15 protein-coding genes are annotated in these 19300 nt (G+C 72.1%); 12 read left to right on the top strand and 3 right to left on the bottom strand.

Annotation, left to right across the window (positions count from 1 at the left end; translation table 11 throughout):
* Positions 1-66: 66 nt before the first annotated feature.
* Together OG730_RS38590 and OG730_RS38595 are read left to right on the top strand one after the other, a co-directional pair.
* Entirely contained in the window at positions 67-1401 is a 1335-nt protein-coding gene (locus tag OG730_RS38590; protein WP_327308658.1) for an alkaline phosphatase family protein, read from the top strand.
* Positions 1402-1412: 11 nt separating this feature from the next.
* Positions 1413-2669, top strand: a complete 1257-nt coding sequence (locus tag OG730_RS38595) for an MFS transporter (protein WP_327308659.1) — start codon at positions 1413-1415, stop codon at positions 2667-2669.
* A 9-nt stretch (positions 2670-2678) separates the two neighbouring features.
* Here OG730_RS38595 and OG730_RS38600 read toward each other — a convergent pair whose 3' ends face one another.
* On the bottom strand, positions 2679-3974 hold the full coding sequence (locus OG730_RS38600) for an MFS transporter (protein WP_327309584.1): 1296 nt from the start codon (positions 3972-3974) through the stop codon (positions 2679-2681).
* Positions 3975-4072: 98 nt separating this feature from the next.
* Here OG730_RS38600 and OG730_RS38605 point away from each other — a divergent pair, with 98 nt between their 5' ends.
* Positions 4073-6115: a prolyl oligopeptidase family serine peptidase gene (locus OG730_RS38605; protein ID WP_327308660.1), complete on the top strand. Its 2043-nt coding sequence runs from the start codon at positions 4073-4075 to the stop codon at positions 6113-6115.
* 114 nt (positions 6116-6229) lie between these two features.
* Here the strand turns inward: OG730_RS38605 and OG730_RS38610 are convergent, their stop codons facing one another.
* Positions 6230-7912 carry a flavin monoamine oxidase family protein gene (locus OG730_RS38610; protein ID WP_327308661.1) on the bottom strand — a complete coding sequence of 561 codons (1683 nt, stop codon included), beginning with the start codon at positions 7910-7912 and terminating at the stop codon, positions 6230-6232.
* Positions 7913-8123: 211 nt separating this feature from the next.
* Positions 8124-8819 carry a TetR/AcrR family transcriptional regulator gene (locus OG730_RS38615; protein ID WP_327308662.1) on the bottom strand — a complete coding sequence of 232 codons (696 nt, stop codon included), beginning with the start codon at positions 8817-8819 and terminating at the stop codon, positions 8124-8126.
* A 138-nt stretch (positions 8820-8957) separates the two neighbouring features.
* On the opposite strand from OG730_RS38615, the gene OG730_RS38620 reads away from it, so the two are divergent.
* From OG730_RS38620 to OG730_RS38660, 9 genes are all read left to right on the top strand, one after another.
* Positions 8958-10652 (top strand): amidohydrolase, encoded by a 1695-nt coding sequence (locus OG730_RS38620; protein WP_327308663.1) that lies wholly within the window; start codon positions 8958-8960, stop codon positions 10650-10652.
* Positions 10653-10859: 207 nt separating this feature from the next.
* Positions 10860-12563, top strand: a complete 1704-nt coding sequence (locus tag OG730_RS38625; RefSeq protein ID WP_327308664.1) for an ABC transporter substrate-binding protein — start codon at positions 10860-10862, stop codon at positions 12561-12563.
* Positions 12560-13540, top strand: coding sequence for an ABC transporter permease (locus OG730_RS38630; RefSeq protein ID WP_327308665.1), 981 nt, complete (start codon positions 12560-12562; stop codon positions 13538-13540). The genes OG730_RS38625 and OG730_RS38630 overlap by 4 nt, the downstream gene beginning before the upstream one ends.
* On the top strand, positions 13537-14439 hold the full coding sequence (locus OG730_RS38635) for an ABC transporter permease (protein ID WP_327308666.1): 903 nt from the start codon (positions 13537-13539) through the stop codon (positions 14437-14439). Before OG730_RS38630 ends, OG730_RS38635 begins: the two co-directional genes overlap by 4 nt.
* Positions 14436-15422 carry an ABC transporter ATP-binding protein gene (locus tag OG730_RS38640; RefSeq protein WP_327308667.1) on the top strand — a complete coding sequence of 329 codons (987 nt, stop codon included), beginning with the start codon at positions 14436-14438 and terminating at the stop codon, positions 15420-15422. The genes OG730_RS38635 and OG730_RS38640 overlap by 4 nt, the downstream gene beginning before the upstream one ends.
* Complete coding sequence (locus tag OG730_RS38645; RefSeq protein ID WP_327308668.1) at positions 15419-16282, top strand: ABC transporter ATP-binding protein; 864 nt, start codon at positions 15419-15421, stop codon at positions 16280-16282. Before OG730_RS38640 ends, OG730_RS38645 begins: the two co-directional genes overlap by 4 nt.
* A gap of 250 nt (positions 16283-16532) precedes the next feature.
* Positions 16533-17381, top strand: a complete 849-nt coding sequence (locus tag OG730_RS38650; protein ID WP_389436470.1) for an ABC transporter substrate-binding protein — start codon at positions 16533-16535, stop codon at positions 17379-17381.
* A complete protein-coding gene (locus OG730_RS38655) occupies positions 17378-18178 on the top strand; it encodes an amino acid ABC transporter permease (protein ID WP_327308669.1) in 801 nt (266 codons plus the stop codon). The genes OG730_RS38650 and OG730_RS38655 overlap by 4 nt, the downstream gene beginning before the upstream one ends.
* A 7-nt stretch (positions 18179-18185) precedes the next feature.
* Positions 18186-19082 carry an ATP-binding cassette domain-containing protein gene (locus OG730_RS38660; protein WP_442815147.1) on the top strand — a complete coding sequence of 299 codons (897 nt, stop codon included), beginning with the start codon at positions 18186-18188 and terminating at the stop codon, positions 19080-19082.
* The last annotated feature ends 218 nt before the right edge of the window (positions 19083-19300 follow it).

The raw sequence follows: 19300 nt of genomic DNA on the forward strand, positions 1-19300 counted from the left end.
CACCCCCGGGTCCCGACACCGGTCCCGACCCCGAGCCGCACCACTGATCACGAGGAGGAACCACCCATGCCCCTCCGTCCCCCGACCACAGCGAGCACGAGTCCGGGCACGAGCCCGGGTCCGACCGCACGCGCGAGACACCGGGCCCACCGGTCCGCCCTGGTCGCCGGCATCGGCACCCTCGGCGCCCTGGGCCTGCTGGGCGCCTTCACCATCGCCAACTCCCAGGCCGCCGAAAGCGGTTCCGCGTCCACAGCGGCCGCGGCCGCGCTGCCGGCGTACGACCACGTGGTCGTCGTCGTGTACGAGAACAAGCAGTACGGCGAGATCATGGGCAGCGCCAACGCCCCGTACATCAACCAGCTCGCGGGCGGCGGCGCGAGCCTGACCGGAATGAAGGCGCTGACCCACCCCAGCCAGCCGAACTACTTCAACCTCTTCTCCGGCGCCACCCAGGGGATCACCGGAGACGGCTGCTACACCCCGCAGTCGATGACCGCGCCCAACCTCGGCCAGGAGCTGATCGCGGCCGGCAAGACCTTCACGACGTACAACGAGGACCTGCCGAGCGAGGGTTCCACGGCGTGCACCAACGGCCAGTACGCCCAGAAGCACAACCCGTGGTTCGCCTTCAAGAACGTACCGCTCAACACCGGGAAGACCTGGGCACAGTTCCCGCAGAACAACTTCGCGGCCCTGCCGAACCTGTCCTTCGTCGTCCCCAACCAGTGCAACGACATGCACTCCTGCTCGGTCGGCACGGGGGACACCTGGACGAAGAACAACATCGACGCCTACGCGCAGTGGGCGAAGGCCAACAACAGCCTGCTGGTGCTGACGTGGGACGAGGACAACTACCTCGGCTCCAACCAGATCGCCACGGTCTTCTACGGCGCGAACGTCAAGACGGGCACCTACGCCACCGCCTTCAACCACCACCACCTGCTGCGCACCTTCGAGGACCTGTTCGGCACGGCGACGCACGCCGGGAACGCCGCCAACGTCCAGCCGATCAGCGAGGTGTTCGCCGCCACGAACCCCACTCCGACACCCACGCCCACGCCCACGCCCACGCCCACGCCGACGCCGACTCCGACGCCCAGTCCCACGCCGACTCCCACCTCGACGCCGACCCCTGGTGACCTGAAGCTGGTCAACCCCGGCCCGCAAGCCTGCAAGTTCAACCAGAACTGCACCATCCAGCTCACCACCACAGGTGGCAACCCCCCCGTCCGCTACACCGCCACCGCACTCCCCTGGGGCCTCACCCTCGACGCCACCACCGGCCGCATCACCGGCAAACCCTGGGCCACCGGAACCCTCCAGATCACCGCCACCGCCACCGACACCACCCCGACCACCGCCACCACCACCTTCCCCCTCACCCTCACCTGGTTCTAAAGGAGGCACCCGTGTACCTGTCGACCAGCCGTGCGGCGGACATCGCCGCGGACTTTCCCGCTCCGAAGGGACCCCTGCGGGCCGTCCCCGGCACGGTGCTCGCCCTCGGCATGGTCAGCCTGGTCACGGACGTCTCCGCCGAGATGGTCACCGCCGTCCTGCCGCTGTACCTGGTGGCCGGACTCGGGATGTCCCCGCTCGCCTTCGGCGCCCTGGACGGACTGAACCAGGGCGCCACCGCCCTGCTGCGCCTCCTGGGCGGACGGGTCTCGGACCGCACCCAGCGCCGCAAGCTCGTCGCGGGCACCGGCTACGCGATCTCCGCCGCCTGCAAGGCGGCCCTGCTCGCGGTCACCACGCCCTGGTCGGTGGCGGCGGTGCTCGCCGCCGACCGGACCGGCAAGGGCCTGCGCACCGCCCCGCGCGACGCGCTGATCTCGCTGTCCTGCCCGCCGGGGGAGCAGGGCCGCGCCTTCGGCGTGCACCGCGCGCTGGACACGGCCGGGGCCCTGCTGGGGCCGCTGGCCGCGTTCGGCGTGCTGTGGGTGGCGGTGGACGGGTACGAGGCCGTCTTCACCGTGAGCTGCTGCCTCGCGGTGCTGGGCGTGCTGCTCCTGGCGCTGTTCGTACGGGAGAGCCCCGCGCCCGCGCCGGCTGCCGGGCCGCCCTCGGCCCGGACCCTCCTGCGGATCCCGGGCCTGCGGCGGCTCTGCCTGACCGCCGCCGTGCTCGGCCTGTTCACCGTCGGGGACGCGTTCCTCTACCTCCTGCTCCAGCGGCGCCTGGAACTGCCGCCCGCCTGGTTCCCGCTGCTGCCGGTCGCCACCGCGGCCGTGTTCCTGCTCGCCGCCCTGCCCATCGGCCGGCTCGCCGACCGGCTGGGCCGCCGCCGGGTCTTCCTCGGCGGGCACCTGCTCCTGCTCGGCGCCTGCCTGCTGCTCCTGGCCCCGCTGCCGCCCGGGCCGGTGCTCGTGTGCGGGGTCCTCGGCCTGCTCGGCCTGTTCTACGCGGCCACCGACGGGGTGCTGATGGCAGCGGCCGGGCCGCTGCTGCCCCCGGAGCTGCGCACCACCGGGCTGGCGGTGCTCCAGACGGCGCAGGCCCTGGCGCGGTTCGCGGGCTCCCTGCTCTTCGGCGCGGCCTGGACCCTGTGGGGACCGGGTCCGGCGCTGGCCGCGACGGCCGGCGGACTGCTGCTGGCCCTCACCCTGACGACCGCCTTCGCGGGCCGCGGCCCGGCCCCGGGGGAGGAGTCCCCCGAGGGGTGAGGGGCGGGGTCAGGCCGGCGCCCCGCTCGGCTGCGGCTCCTCCTTCGCGGCCCGCCGCCGCAGGGCGTCCTCGTCCGTGTCCGCGTCGTAGGAGATCAGCTTCGGCAACACGGCGGCCAGCAGCGCCACCGAGGCCACGCAAGCCAGTCCGCCGCTCCAGAAGGCCGTGCGCGTGCCCGTCCAGCCGGCCATCGCACCCGCGCGGGCCTGGCCGAGCTGCGGGCCGACGGTGTACGAGAGCACCTCGATGCCCGCGAGGCGGCCCCGCAGCTCCTCCGGGATCGTCTGGTTCCAGATCGTGGCGCGCCCCAGCCCGCTCAGCATGTCGCCCGCGCCGGCCACCGCGAGGCACACCAGCACCAGCCAGATGTTCCCGGACCAGCCCGCGGCCGCGATGGCCAGCCCCCACACCGCCGCCCCGCAGACCACCAGCAGCCCGTGCCGGCGTACCCGCGAGGCCCAGCCGCTCGTCAGCCCCAGCACCAGCGAGCCCACCGCGCCCGCCGCGTACATCAGCCCCAGCGCCCACACCGCGTCGAGCTCGTCGGCGAGGAAGGGGAAGATGGCGTTCGGGAAGGCGAAGAGCATCGCCGCCATGTCCACGGCGTACGTCCCGAGCAGCACGGGCCGGCTCCACGCGTACCGGGCCCCCTCGGCGATCCCCCGCAGCGAGGGCCGCTCGGCGTCCCGGGCGGGCGGAGCCGGCCGCAGCCGCAGGCACAGCAGCACGGAGACGAGGAACCCGGCCACGGTGACCGCGTACGCGGACGCGTACCCGGCGTACGCGACGACCAGGCCGGCCACCGCGGGACCCGCGATGGCGCCGAACTGGTAGCGCAGCCCGTTCAGCGCGGCGGCGGCGGTCAGCTGGTCGTGCGGCACGATCCGCGCCATCAGCGAGTCCATGGCCGGCCGCTGCAGGCCGGTCAGCGCCGATACGCACGCCGCGACCACGTACAGCGGCCAGAGCATCGGGGTCGGCAGGGCCGAGTTCACCAGCAGGATCAGGGCGAGCACCCCGAGCCCGGCCTCGGTCAGCAGGATCATCCGCCGACGGTCCACGGCGTCGGCGAGGGCGCCGCCGTAGAGGCCGAAGACCACCAGCGGGAGCAGTTCCACCAGGCCCATCGCACCGACCGCGAACGGCGAGTCCGTCATGTGCTTGATCTGCAGCGGCAGCGCGATCATGGCCATGAACGAGCCGAAGTAGGTGACCGTGCCCTGGTAGAACAGCAGCCGGAAGTCGGGGCTGGACCGCAGGGGGGAGAGGTCGGGCAGTACGGAAGCGAAACGGGATCTGCTCAGGAGGGGCCATCGTCGGCGGCGGACGGTCCGCGGGCAACCGATTTACGGGCGATTCGCGGCGGTCCTGCGATCTCCCTTCGATCCTGCACAATCGGCGGATGAGCGATGAAGACCCCTACCTCTGGTTGGAAGATGTCACCGGCGAGGCCGCCCTCTCCTGGGTGCGGGAACGCAATGAAGAAACGGTGTCCGCGCTGACCTCGGATCCCGGGTTCAAGGTGCTGGAGTCGGGGATCCGCGAGGTCTTGGACGACGACGGCAGGATCCCGTACGCGCGCCGCCGGGGACGCCACCTCTACAACTTCCGGCAGGACGCCGATCACGTGCGCGGTCTGTGGCGGCGCACCACGCTGGAGGAGTACCGCGAGGAGCGGCCCGACTGGGAGCCGGTCCTGGACCTGGACGCGCTCGCCGAGGCGGAGGGGGAGAAGTGGGCCTGGGCGGGCGCCGCGGTCCTGGCTCCCGATCACCGCCACGCCCTGGTCATGCTGTCCAGGGACGGCGCGGACGCCTGTGTGGTGCGCGAGTTCGACCTGGAGGAGCGGGAGTTCGTCGCCGGCGGCTTCGAAGTCGCCGAGGCCAAGACCCGGATCGGCTGGATCGACCGGGACCGGGTCTGGATCGGCACGGACTTCGGTCCCGGTTCGATGTCCGCGTCCGGCTACCCCCTCCAGGTGCGCCGGTGGCGGCGGGGCACCCCCCTCGCGGAGGCGGAAACGGTCTACGAGGGCCGGTCCACCGACCTGTCCGCCTCCGGCTGGCACGACGACACACCCGGTTTCGAACGAGATTTCGTCCACCGCCAGATCGACTTCTGGAAGCAGGAACTGCTCCTCCTCCCCGGGGACGGAACCCCGGATCCGGCGGCCGGACCCCAGAAGATCGACGTCCCCGACGACGCCAGTGCCTCCGTCCACCGCGAGTGGCTGATCGTCTCGCCGAAGTCGCCGTGGCTCGGCCACGCCGCGGGCAGCCTGCTCGCCTTCGACTTCGAGGCCTTCCGGGCGGGGGAGCGCGAGGCGGCGGTGCTCTTCACCCCGGACGAGCACACCGCCCTCGCGGGGTGGAGCTGGACCCGCCACCACCTGATCCTCACCACCAGCGCCGACGTCTCCTCCCGGCTGGAGATCCTGACCCCCGGGCCGGGCCCCGACGGCTGGAGCCGCACCCCGCTGTCCGGCGTACCGCCGCTGTCCACGGCCTCCGTCACCGGCACCGACCCGGACGTGAGCGACGAGTTCTTCCTGAACGTCTCGGGATACCTCCAGCCGTCCACCCTGTACCGGGGTACGGCCCCGGCGGGCGCCGACGAGACCGTCAAGCAGGGCCCGGCCCTCTTCGACACCGCCGGTCTCACGGTGCGCCAGTACTTCGCCCGCTCCGCGGACGGCACGCGGGTCCCGTACTTCGTCGTCGGACCCGAGGACCGCTCCGGCCCCGGCCCCACCCTGCTCTACGGCTACGGCGGCTTCGAGGTCTCCATGGTCCCCGGCTACAGCGCCGTCACCGGCCGTGCCTGGCTCGCGCGCGGCGGAACCTACGTGGTGGCGGGCATCCGGGGCGGCCACGAGTACGGGCCGCGGTGGCACAAGGCCGCGCTCGGCGCGAACCGGGTCCGGGCCTACGAGGACTTCGCCGCCGTGGCCCGGGACCTCATCGCCCGGGACGTCACCACCCCCGCCCAGCTCGGCATCGAAGGCGGCAGCAACGGGGGACTGCTGATGGGCGCGATGCTCATCCGCGACCCCGAACTGTTCGGCGCGGTCGTCGCCCACGTACCGCTGCTGGACATGCTCCGCTTCCACAAGCTGCTCGCCGGAGCGAGCTGGATCGCCGAGTACGGGGACCCCGACAGTCCGGCGGACCGGCCCCACCTGGAGCGGATCTCCCCGTACCACCAGGTCCGGACGGACGGGCCCCCGTACCCCCCGCTGCTCCTGCTGACCTCCACCCGCGACGACCGCGTCCACCCCGGACACGCCCGCAAGATGGCAGCCCGGCTGCGGGAGTCGGGGCACCCCGTCCTCTTCCACGAACACCTCGGCGGCGGCCACGCGGGCGCCACCGACCACGGCCAGACCGCCTTCAACGAGGCCCTGGTCCACACCTTCCTGTGGGAGCGGCTGACCCCGCAGCGGTGACTCCTGAGCGGTGACCCCGCAGCGGTGACCCCACAGCGGTGACTCCGCAGTGGTGACCGCGCCGCGGTGACCGCGCGGAGCTCCGGCCCGGTGCGCGCGGTCACCTCGGCGGGATCAGATCTGGCAGGTGATCTCGGCCGCGACGCGCTCGCCGGAGGACACCGCCGCGTTCAGCGTGGAGTTCTCCACGTCGGTGTGTTCGCCCGCGAAGTGGATCCGGCCCTCCTGGAGCCCTTCGCACCCGGCGATCGAGGTGTACTGGCCGACCTTGTAGTAGTGGTACGCGCCCCGCTGCCAGGGGGCCCGGGACCAGTGGTCCTCGTACGCCCGGCCGGTGAACGCGGCTCGGGTGCCCGGGTGGACGTGCTCGATCTGGGAGAGGAACCAGTCGACGTCGGCGGCGGGCGCCGGGCCGTGCCCGGCCCCGGTGAGCACGTCGCGGGCGGTGTTCCCGCCGGGGAAGTTGACCAGCAGCGCGGGTGTTCCGTTGGGCGCGCCCGCGACCGAGCCGTCCCAGGCCGTCTGGTAGCCGACCGGGCCGGTGTTGCTGATGCCGTTGTAGCCGAGCTGCGGCCAGGTCTTGGCCGAGAGCTCGGTGACGATCTTCGCGTTCTGGCCCATCCCCTGCTGCCGGACGGCGGTCAGCTTGCGGGCGGAGAGCCCGGCCCCGGAGAGGTCTACCTCGCGCAGGGTGCTGAAGGGCAGGGCCAGCACCACGTGGTCGGCCGGCACCGAGACCGTGCTGCCGCCGTGGTCGAAGACGCAGGTGTACGAGCCGTCGCCGCCCCGGCGCAGGGCGATGAGCCGGTACCCCTGGCGGACCGTGCCCGCCGGGAGCTGGGCGGCCATCCCGCTGACGAGCTGGTCGTTGCCGCCGACGAGGTGGTACTTCTCGTCGAAGCCGCGCCCGCCGGCGAAGACCGACGAGGCCCCGAGGAAGCCGATCATCCCCAGCGCGGAGGCCTCGGCGGGCTCGCCGCCCGACTGGAGCTGGAGGGCCTGGATCAGCTGGCCGAGCCGGGAGCCGGGGGCGAGGCCGATCTCGTCGAGGTAGTCCAGGCAGGAGAGGTGGTCCAGCCGGTACGCCTCCGCGGTGTAGCCGTCGTAGCGGGCGGTACCGGCGGCCGCGTACGAGGCGCTGAACGCGTCGTACGCGGCGGCGGTCCAGTCGTCCTGCTGCTGGAGCCCGGGGTAGGAAGCCCCGTTGACCCAGCCCGCGTAGTCCCCGGCGTGCAGCTCGCCGCCGTTGGCGATCTCCCGCTGCAGTCCGAGGCTCCGGGCCAGTTCGAGGACCGCGGTGTCGGTGGAGCTGATGAAGGAGCCGCCGTGCTCGTGGACCGCGCCGCCGGCGAAGTAGCCGCGCAGGGACCAGCAGCGGCCGCCGATGCGGGTGGTGTCCGCCTCGTACACCGTGGTGGCGACCGGGTTGCCCTGGTTCCACAGCCGGTGCGCGCAGCGCAGTCCCGCGAGCCCCGCGCCGACGACCACGACGCGCGGGGCGGCGGGGCCGGTCGCGGCGGCGGCGCGGCGGGGGGTGAGCAGGCTGCCGGGGAGGGCGGCGGCGAGGGCCGCGGCGCCCGCGGCGCCGAGTATCCGGCGGCGGCCGGGCGTACGGGAGCCCGGGTCGGGCTGCTCTCCGGCGCGGCGGGCGCGTTCGCGGAGGGTGTCCTCGGCGCGTTCGCCGAGGACCTCGGCGACGGGCATGCCGCGGCGGCGGGCTTCGGCGTGGGCCGCGAACGCGGTGCGGAGCGGGTCGGGGATGCCGGCGCGGTGGGCCGGCTGGTGCGCGTGCTGCATGTGATCCCTCTTCTCGGAATCCTGCGGAGACGGCAAGAGTCGAACTGAGAGGGGAGTAGAGCGGTGGCGCAACGCAGTTGTCAACGGTGTTGCGCCACTTCGGGCAGGTGAATGTCCGCGGACGGCGCGTGCGCGGACGGGGCGGGCAGGAGCCGCCGGAGGGCGCCTGGAGCGGACGGGAAGGGCTCGGAGAGGGGGCGGCGGTTCCGGGTCAGGCTCCGCGCAGCGCCGCGACCCGGTTCTCGATCGCGGTGATCAGCGCTTCGACCCTGGCCTCGAAGATCTGCTCGTCCGTGACCTCGGCCAGCTGGGGGCCGAGCCGGGTGATGTGGGGGAAGCCCGCGGGGTCGACCAGGCGGTACTCGCGGTTCCAGGAGGACTCGTCGGCGGCCCGGACCTCCGGGTCGAACAGCAGGTAGGCGGCGCGCTGGCCGACGTAGGCCAGGAGGGAGTCGCCGACCATCCGGTAGTGGACGGCCGCCTCGGCTCCCTCGAGGCCGGCCTCCGTGACCGCGCCGAGGATCAGCTCCACGACGCGGAACTCGTTGGGCCTGCGGGTGGTCCGGCTGGCCATGGTCGAGCCGACCACCGGGTACCTGAGCGCCACTTCGAGGGAGCCGTCGGCGAGTGCCCGCAGCCGGTCCTTCCAGTCGAGCCCCGCGGGGATGCGGTCGAGCACCTCGCCGAGCGTGCGGTCGGCGACGGAGAGCAGCAGCTCGTCCTTGTCGCGGAAGTGCCGGTAGATCGCGGTCGGGTCGGCGCCGAGCTCCTCGCCGAGGCGCCGCACGGTGAAGGCGTCCTCGCTGCCGCGAGCCGCGATGCGCAGGCTCGCTTCGATGATCGCGTCGGGTGTGAGCTGGCTGCCGGCGCGCTTGGACCGGGCGGGTGTGTCGGATGACTTCGGCATGGTGGGGCCAGTGTAACGATGTGGAACAGAGCGAGCGCAACACCGTTGACAACAATGTTGCGCTCCCGTTCACTCCTCCTCAACGAACCAGCCGTGCGGGCCTCGCCCGCCGAGCCGAACGAGCCGAAGGATGCGTCGATGGGCAACACCAGGCAGCCGGTCAGGCCGCGTGCCGACATCGTCTTCGTAGGGGGCCGGGTCTTCACCGGAACCTCACCCACCCCGATCGAAGCCGCCGTCGCCGTCGCGGGCGACCGGATCGTCGCCGTGGCCGACGTCGCCACCGTGCGCTCGCTCGCGGACGCCGACACCGAGGTCGTCGACCTCGCCGGAGGACTGCTCGTCCCCGGATTCCAGGACGCCCACGTGCACCCCGCGGTGGCCGGAGTCCAGATGCTCGGCTGCGACCTGAGCGAGGAACGCACCGTCGAGGGCTACCTCGCGGTGGTCGCCGCCTTCGCCGCCGCCCACCCCGACGCGGTCTGGATCCGCGGCGGCGGCTGGTCGATGGACGTCTTCCCCGGCGGCACGCCGACCCGCGCCCTGCTCGACGCGGTGGTCCCGGACCGGCCCGTCCTGCTCACCAACCGCGACGGCCACGGTGCCTGGGTCAACACCAGGGCGCTGGAGGTCGCGGGCCTCGACCGCACCACCCCCGACCCTGCCGACGGGCGGATCGAGCGGGAGGAGGACGGCAGCCCGGCCGGCACCCTCCAGGAGGGCGCCGTGGAGCTGGTGGCACACCACGTGCCCATCGCCACCCCGGACGAGGCGCTCGCCGGCCTGCTCGCGGCGCAGCAGCACCTCTTCTCCCTCGGCGTCACCAGCTGGCAGGACGCCATGATCGGCTCCTTCCCCGGCAACCCCGACAACTACGGCGTCTACCTGCGCGCCGCCCGCGAGGGCTCCCTGCGCGCCCGTGTCGTCGGCGCCCTGTGGTGGGACCGCGAACGCGGCCTGGAGCAGATACCCGACATCGAGGAGCGCCGCCGCACCGGACAGGTCGGCCGCTTCAACGCCACCAGCGTGAAGATGATGCAGGACGGCATCGCGGAGAACTTCACCGCCGGCATGCTGGAGCCCTACCTCGACGGCTGCGGCTGCGCCACCAACAACTCCGGGCTCAGCTTCATCGATCCGAAGGTGCTGACCGAGGCCGTGGCCCGGCTCGACCGCTCCGGATTCCAGATCCACTTCCACGCGCTCGGCGACCGGGCCGTCCGCGAGGTGCTCGACGCCCTCGCCGAGGCCCGCGAGGCCAACGGCGCCAACGACAACCGCCACCACCTCGCGCACCTCCAGCTCGTCCACCCGGACGACATCGCCCGCTTCGCGAGCCTGGACGCGGCCGCCAACATCCAGGCCCTGTGGGCCGCGCACGAACCGCAGATGGACGAGCTCACGATCCCCTTCCTCGGACCGGAACGGGCCCGCCTCCAGTACCCGTTCGGCGACCTCCAGCGCGCCGGAGCCCGCCTGGTCGCCGGCAGCGACTGGTCGGTCAGCAGCCCCAACCCGCTGTGGGGCATCCACGTCGCCGTCAACCGCTCCGTACCCGACGAGGCCCCCAACGCCACCGGGACCTTCGAACCGGCGCCGCCCTTCTTCCCCGAGCAGGCGCTCACCCTCTCCCAGGCGCTCACCGCCTACACCGCCGGCAGCGCGTGGGTGAACCACCTCGACGAGGTCACCGGCACCGTCGAGGAGGGCAAGTACGCGGACCTCGTCGTCCTCGACCGGGATCCCTTCGCGCATCCCCCGATGGAGATCGCCGACACCCGCGTGCTGCGCACGTACATCGACGGCGAACTGGTCTTCGCCGCGACCGACTGAGTCGTCACCGACCGGCTCGTCACGGACCGATTCGTCACGGACCGAGTAGTCACGGACCGAGTAGTCACCGACCGGCTCGTCACCGAGCGATTCGTCACGGACCGAGTGGTCACCGACCGAGTCGTCACCGCACGCAACCCACCGGCCGGGCCGCCACCGGCCGAGCGTCACCCACCCCACCGAGCTCATCCCTCAGGGAGCCAGACGATGTCATCCACCCGATCGGGATCCCCGCTGTACCGCGGCCGCCGCACCCACACCCAGAGCCACACCCGCAGCCGCCTCCGCCACGCCGCGGCCGCGGCCCTCGTCTCGGCCGCCCTGCTCGTCACGAGCGCCTGCGGCGGCGCCGCCGCCGACAAGGACGCGGACCGGGCCGCCGCGTTCCAGATCACGGACAAGACCCCCGCCGCCACCGGGAACGTGGACTCCTTCACCTGGTCCGTCTACGCGGAGCCGACCACCATCGACTACGCGTACTCCTTCGACTTCCCGCCGAACCAGATCCTCTCCAACGTCTGCGAGAGCCTGCTCCGCTGGAACCCCGACCTGACGACCTCCCCGGGCCTCGCGGCCTCCTACACCAACCCCACGCCCACCACCTGGGTCTACCAGATCCGCCCCGGGGTGCACTTCCACGACGGGACGGCGCTCACCGCCGACGACGTCGTCGCCTCCCTGAGCCGCAACCTCGACCCGGAGACCGCCAGCGTCTGGGCGAACCAGTACAAGAACGTCAAGTCCATCGCCAAGACCGGCCCGATGGAAGTCACCGTCACCCTGACCAAGCCGGACTCCACCTTCAACAAGTACCTGGCCGCCGGCCCCGGCACCGTGGAATCCGCCGCCACCCTGGCCAAGTCGGGCAAGGACTACGGCAATCCGCAGACCGGCGTGAACTGCACCGGACCCTTCTCCTTCGGATCCTGGACCTCCGGCCAGTCCCTCACCCTCAAGCGGTTCGACGGGTACTGGAACCAGGAACTGAAGGCCAAGTCCGGCGAGGTGAAGTTCGTCTTCCTCGCCGACGCCACCACCCGGGTCAACGCCTTCCAGAGCGGTGAGGTCGACGGCGGCTGGATGGTCCCGCCGAACGCCTACGCCCAACTGGGCTCCACCCAGGCCGGAAAGCTCTACTTCGGCCGCAACACCACCGTCGCCGACGAGGTCGTCGCCAACCTCAAGGGCCCCCTTGGCAACCCCAAGGTCCGCCAGGCCCTCCTTATGGCCACCGACCGCAAGGGCATCGTCAAGGCCGGCGCCGGCGGGGTCGGCGAGGTCTCCGACTCGCTCGTCACCGACAACCTGTGGGCCGACGCGCCCCCCGCGACCCGCGAAGCGCTCCTGAAGGACCTGCCGAAGTACCCGTACGACCCGGCCAAGGCGAAGGCGCTCGCCGCCGAGGCCGGAGTGAACGGCCAGGAGATCGTGATCGCGACCAGCCCGCTGGACTCCCAGACCACGATCATCACCCAGGCCGTCGCCCAGGCCGCCACCGCCATCGGACTGAAGCCGCGGATCGACTCGCTCTCCGCGGAGAAGTACACGACCCTCTTCACCGACCCCGCGGCCCGCGAGGGCATCGACCTCTTCCTCACCTTCTGGTACACCTCCATCACCGACCCGCTGGACATGTTCGCCTCTCTGGAGACCGGAGCCTTCAGCAACTACGGCACCTGGTCCGACCCGGCCTTCGACGCCGCCGTCGAGAAGGCCGTCGGAGCGTACGACCCGGCCCAGCACGCGGCCGCCAACGCCGAGGCGCAGAAGATCGTTTCGCGCGAACTGCCCTGGCTGCCCCTCTACACGCTGCCCGTCAGCGTCTTCATGGGCAAGAAGATCACCGGCGTCCAGCCCTCCATCGCCTACCTCTACTACCCGTGGGCGGCCGAGATCGGAGCCAAGGGATGACGGCCGCGGCGACGGCCGCGACCGCCCGCGCCGTACGGGTGCTGCGCAAGCTCGCCGGCATGGCCGCGACCCTGCTCGTCACCTCCTTCCTCGTCTTCTCCTCTCTCTTCCTGGCCCCCGGCGACCCGGCGAGCTTCCTCATCAAGGGACGCAGCCCCAGCCCGGAGGACCTCGCCGCGCTGCGCGGCCAGTACGGCTTCGACGAACCCTTCCTGGTCCGGTACTGGAACTGGCTCGAAGGGGTGCTGCACGGCGACTTCGGCCGCTCCTACCTCTTCCACCAGGACGTCTCCTCCGTCATCTGGTCGCGCCTGCCCTCCTCCATGCTGCTGATCGCCGTATCCGGCCTGATGATCGCCGTGTTCGGCATCGGCTCCGGCATCGTCGGCGCCCTGCGCCGGGGTTCGCGCACCGACCGCTCCCTGATGCTGCTCGTCACGGTGGGCGCGGCGGCGCCCGCCTTCGTCGCCGCGCTGCTGCTCAGGTCGGTCTTCGGGGTACAGCTGGGCTGGTTCCCCACCATCGGCAACGGCGAGGGACTCATGGACCGGCTGCACCACGTGATCCTCCCGGCCGCCGCCCTGTCCGTGACCTTCACGGCCCTGGTGACCCGGGTGACTCGCTCGGCCATGCTCGACGAACTGTCCAGGGACCACGTGGAGGTGGCGCTGAGCCGCGGAGCGCCACGGCGCACCGTCATCCGGCGGCACGTCCTGCGCAACGCGCTCGGACCGATCGTCACCGTCTCCGCCCTCCTGGTCTCCGGCATGCTCGTCAGCACCGCGATCGTGGAGACCGCCTTCGGAATGTCCGGCGTGGGCTCCCTGCTGGTGCAGTCCGTCGACCAGCTCGACTTCCAGGTCGTCCAGGCCATCGTGCTGCTGGTGGTCGCCGCCTTCGTCGTCGTCAACGCCCTCGTGGACCTGGTCCAGCCACTGATCGATCCGCGCACGGCCGCGGCCGGGAGCGCCCGATGAGCCACCCGACGAGCACCCTTCCCGAAACGGGCGCCACGCCCCTCGCCCCCCGCACCCGCCGCGACCCGCTCGCCCGGCTGCGCCGCCTCGGCGGCGGCCGGCTCCAGCGGACCTGCCTCGCGCTCCTCGTCCTGTTCGTGCTCATCGCACTGCTCGGACCCTGGATCGCCCCGTACGACCCCACCTTCGGACAGCTCGGCGACACCCTCCTGGGGCCCAGCGCCCAGCACTGGCTGGGCACCGACCAGGGCGGCCACGACACCCTCTCGGCGCTGCTCGTCGGCACCCGGACCAGCCTGGCCGGACCGCTCGCGGTCGTCCTGTTCTCCACCGTCCTCGGCGTCGCCGTCGGCCTGTTCACCGCCTGGCGCGGGGGCTGGATCGACACCGCCGTCGGCCGGGTCCTCGACGTCCTGTTCGCCTTCCCCGCGCTGCTCCTCGCGATCCTCGCGGTGGCCCTGTTCGGCAAGGGGATGACGGCTCCGGTGATCGCCATGGCCATCGCCTACATGCCGTACACCGCACGCCTCGTACGAGGCCTGGCCGTCCGGGAGAAGTCCAGGCCCTACGTCGCCGCCTACCAGGTGCAGGGCCACTCGCCCCTGTACGTCACCGTCCGCAGGCTGCTGCCCAACATCTCCCCGACGCTGCTCGCCCAGTCGACGGTGAACTTCGGCTACGCCCTGCTCGACCTCGCGGCCCTCTCCTTCCTCGGGCTCGGCGTACAGCCGCCGACCCCCGACTGGGGAGCCATGATCAACCAGGGGCAGGCGGCCGTCCTGCAAGGGCAGCCGCTCTCCGCGATCGCGCCGGCCGTGGCGGTCGTCCTGGTCGTGGTCGCCTTCAACGTCGTCGGGGAAGACCTCGGCGACCGGCTCGCGGGGAGGGACTCCCGATGACACTGCTCGCCTACGAAGCCCTGCGCGTCGCCCTCCCCGCGATGGCCCGCCCCCTCCTCGACGGCGTCAGCCTCACCGTCGCGGCCGGCGAGGTCGTCGCCCTGGTCGGTGAATCCGGCTCCGGCAAGTCCGTCACCGCCCGAGCCGCCCTCGGCCTGTTCCCGGAGGGCGCCGAGATCGGCGGCCGGGTCCGGGTGGAGGGGACCGACCTGGTCGGCGCCACCCCCGCGAGCCTGCGCGAGGTGCGCACGAACAAGGCCGCGATGATCTACCAGGACCCCCGGGCCGCCATCAACCCGGTGCGCCGGGTCGGGGACTTCCTCACCGAACCGCTGCGCCTCGTACACGGCTGGTCCAAGGCCCGGGCGAACGTCAGGGCCGCCGAACTGCTCGACGCGGTCGGCCTGCCCGACCCCGTCCGCCACCTGAACCAGTTCCCGCACGAGCTCTCCGGAGGCATGCTCCAGCGGGTCGTGATCGCCGCGGCCCTCACAGCCGAGCCGAAGCTCCTGCTCTGCGACGAACCGACCACCGCGCTCGACGTCAGCACCCAGGCCGAGATCCTGGCCGTCCTCGGCCGGCTCCAGCGCGAACGCGGCCTCGGACTGCTCCTCATCACCCACGACATCGAGCTCGCCGCCTCCGTCAGCGACCGGATCTACGTCATGTACGCGGGCCGGATCGTCGAAACCGCGCCCGTGGCGGAACTCTTCTCCTCCCCACGGCACCCCTACACCGCGGGCCTGCTCGGCTCCTCCCCACCCCTCGAAGGCCCCCCGGGCCGCCTCACCCCCATCCCAGGGGCCCCGATGGGCCTGCTGGAGTCGGCGCCCGGCTGCGCCTTCGCGCCCCGCTGCCGGTTCGCCGAACCGGGCCGCTGCGACCAGTCCCCGCCGCGGCTCCTGCGGCACGGCCCGGCCGAGGTCGCCTGCCACCGCGCCGCCGAACTCGTACCCGAGCTCGCGCTCAAGGAGGCCCGATGAACACCGAGTCCGACAAGGACGCCGAGTCCGGCGGGAACACCGCCCCGGAGCTCCTGCGGGTGACCGGACTGCGCAAGACCTACCGGACCGGGGGCACGGAGGTCGTCGCCGTCGACGACCTGTCGTTCTCCGTACGGACCGGCGGAGCGCTCGGCATCGTGGGGGAATCCGGTTCGGGCAAGACCACCACCGCCCGGATGCTGATCGGCCTGGAACGCCCCGACGCGGGCGAGATCCTGGTGCAGGGCCGGCCGCTGGCGGCCTCCGTACGGGGGAGGCCGGCCCGGCTGGCCCGCGCCAAGGCGGTCCAGATCGTCTTCCAGGACCCCTACCTCTCCCTCGACGCGCGCCTGAGCATCGGCGAGACGGTCGACGGAGTCCTCAGGCTGCACGGAATGTCCGACCGGACGGCCCGGACCGCACGGGTACGGGAACTGCTGGCCCAGGTCGGCCTGGGCGACCGCGAGGCGGCCGCCCTGCCCCGCCGGCTCTCCGGTGGGCAGCGCCAGCGCGCCGCGATCGCCAGGGCGCTGGCGGTGCGACCAGCCGTCCTGGTGCTCGACGAGGCGGTGTCCGCCCTGGACGTGTCCGTCCAGGCGCAGGTGCTCAACCTGCTGTCCGACATCCGGCGCGACACCGGGATCGGCCTGGTGTTCGTCAGCCACGACCTGGCCGTCGTCCGCTACGTCTGCGACGAGGCGCTCGTCATGTACCGCGGCCGCACGATGGAGCACCGGCCGGTCGACGAGCTCCTCACCGACCCCCACCACCCCTACACCCGGCTGCTGCTGGCCTCCGTACCCCGTCCGGGCTGGGACCCCGACTCGATCAGCCGACGCCGGCGCGAGCTCACCCCCTGAGAGCGCCGACAGCGCCGACGGTGGCCACGAAGGGGGCATGACGACGGGGCGGGTCCGTACGGACCCGCCCCGTCGTGGGGGGTGGACGGACCGGCGTCTCCGGCGTTCGGGCGATCATGGCCGGATCCGCCCTGGCGTCCCCGGAACGCATGGCGGAAGATCCCTCAGCGGGCACTGCCCGTGGCTTACGATCGCCGCGGACGATCCCGTTCCGTGATCGCCGCTCGACCCGCACCCGTGGAGGTCAACCGTGTTCCGGACGGCCAGAGGAAACCGCAAGCACCCCGCAGGCCCCCGAATCCGCGTGGTCGCCGCGGCCGCGGCGGCGGGCGCGTTCCTCGTCGCGGGATGCTCCTCGGGCGACGACGGCCCGAGCGAGGCGGCCGGCGGGGTGCCCGTCGTGGAGAAGGGCAAGCTGACGACCTGCACCCACCTGCCCTATCCGCCGTTCCAGTTCGAGAAGGACGGCAAGGTCGTCGGTTTCGACGTGGCCCTGGTCGACCTGGTGGCGACCCGGCTCAAGGTGGAGCAGAAGATCCTCGACACGCCCTTCGAGAACTTCAAGACCGGCGCCTTCCTGAACTCCGGCGAGTGCGACCTCGCGGCCGCCGGCATGACGATCACCGACGAGCGCAAGAAGAACGTCGACTTCTCCGTCCCCTACTTCGACGCCACGCAGGCGCTGCTCGCCACCAAGAAGAGCGGCGTCACCTCGCTCGCCGACCTCAAGTCGAAGAAGAAGAAGCTGGGCGCCCAGGCCGAGACCACCGGCGAGAGCTACGCCAAGGCCCAGGGCTTCGACCCGGTCGCCTTCGAGAGCTCGGACGCGGTCATCAACGGGCTGCGCACCGGCCAGGTGGACGCGGTGGTCATCGACTACCCCGTGGTCCAGGGCTGGCTCAAGGACCCCAAGAACGCAGCCGAGTTCACCCTCGGACAGAACATCGAGACCGGCGAGCAGTACGGCTTCTCGGTGAAGAAGGGCAACACCGCCCTCGTGGCCGCGATCGACAAGGCGATCACCGACGCCAAGGCCGACGGCACCTACAAGAAGCTCTACGAGCAGTGGATCGGCCCGCTGCCCCAGACCACCCCGTGACCTCCCGGCTGACCCGGCGCCAGCGCCGCCGGGTCTCGCAGGGACTGCAGTACGCGCTCTTCGTCGCGGTCCTGGTGCTGATCGCCGTCTCTGCGGACTGGGGCAGGCTGCAGAACCAGTTCGCCCAGAAGGACCTGGCGCTGCGGCTGTTCCCGGACATCATCACCACGGCCCTGCGCAACACGGTGATCTACACGACGTCCGGGTTCCTCCTGGGCCTGGTCCTCGGCCTGGTCATCGCCATGATGAGGCTGTCCTCCGTGGCCCCCTACCGGTGGGTCGCGAGCGTCTACATCGAGCTGTTCCGGGGGCTGCCGGCCCTGCTGATCTTCATCTTCGTGGGCGTGGCGGTGCCCCTGGCGTTCCCCGGTACGGAGATCCCCGGCGGAACGTACGGCAAGGTCGCGATCGGCCTCGGACTCGTGGCCGCCGCCTATATGGCGGAAACGATCCGGGCCGGCATCCAGGCCGTACCCAAGGGGCAGATGGAGGCGGCCCGTTCGCTGGGCTTCTCGCACGCGCGCGCCATGGTCTCGATCGTCATCCCGCAGGCCTTCCGCATCGTCATCCCGCCCCTCACCAACGAACTCGTCCTGCTGTTCAAGGACTCCTCCCTCGTCCTGTTCCTCGGTGTGACGCTCTCGGAGCGCGAACTGACGAAATTCGGGCGGGATCTCGCCAGCCAGACCGCCAACTCCACCCCGATCCTGGTCGCGGGCCTGTGCTACCTCCTGGTGACCGTGCCACTGAGCTTCGTGGTGCGCCGCCTGGAGGCCCGCGCGGACAAGGCCGTGTGAGGTAGACATGCCACAGGAGGCTCCAGCGGTGGACAGCACGGCCACGGACGGCCCGGAGATCGAGATCCGGGGACTGCACAAGTCCTTCGGAGCCCACCACGTCCTGCGCGGCATCGACCTCGACATCGCCCGCGGCGAGGTGGTGTGCGTGATCGGGCCGTCCGGCTCGGGGAAGTCGACGCTGCTGCGCTGCGTGAACCTGCTCGAAGAGCCCAGCGAGGGCCGGGTCTTCGTCGGCGGCACTGAAGTCACCGACCCGGACGTCGACATCGACGCCGTACGCCGCCGCATCGGGATGGTCTTCCAGCAGTTCAACCTCTTCCCGCACCTGAGCGTGCGCGACAACCTCGCCCTGCCCCAGCGCCGCGTCCTGGGCCGGGGCAGGGCCGAGGCCGAGGCCCTGGCCGAGAAGAACCTCGCCCGTGTCGGCCTTTCCGACAAGTCCGGCGCGTACCCCGCCCAGTTGTCCGGCGGCCAGCAGCAGCGGGTGGCGATCGCCCGAGCCCTGTCGATGGGGCCGGAGGTGATGCTCTTCGACGAGCCGACCTCGGCGCTGGACCCCGAACTCGTCGGCGAGGTACTGGCGGTGATGCGGGTCCTGGCGGGCGAGGGCATGACGATGATGGTCGTCACCCACGAGATGAGCTTCGCCCGCGAGGTCGCGGACCGGGTCGTCTTCATGGACGGCGGAGTCGTCGTCGAGGACGGGCCGGCCGCCCGGATGGTGGGGGATCCCCGCGAGGAGCGGACCAGGGAGTTCCTCAACCGGATCCTGGACCCGGCGGCGACCGGAGCACCCGGAGCACCCCAGGAACCCGGAGCGCCCCAGGAACCCGGGGCACCGGAGGCCCCCGGAGCACCCGGGGCTCGCGGCGAAGGCGGGCAACGGGGCGGGGACGCCTGATCGCTCCGGGCACCTGACCACGTCGGGCACCCGCCGGGGCCCACCTGCGCCACCGAGTTGATCATGGGGCAGGATGGCACCCGTTCCGTACGCGCACGCGTGCGCGAACGCGGCCCCACGCACGACGAACTGACAGGTGACAAGGTGACAAGGTGACCCGGCCCACACCCACACCCCTCATCCGGCGGCCCGCAGGACCAGCCGCCGCCGCCCCGGTC

Source organism: Streptomyces sp. NBC_01298 (assembly GCF_035978755.1).
Taxonomy (GTDB): domain Bacteria; phylum Actinomycetota; class Actinomycetes; order Streptomycetales; family Streptomycetaceae; genus Streptomyces.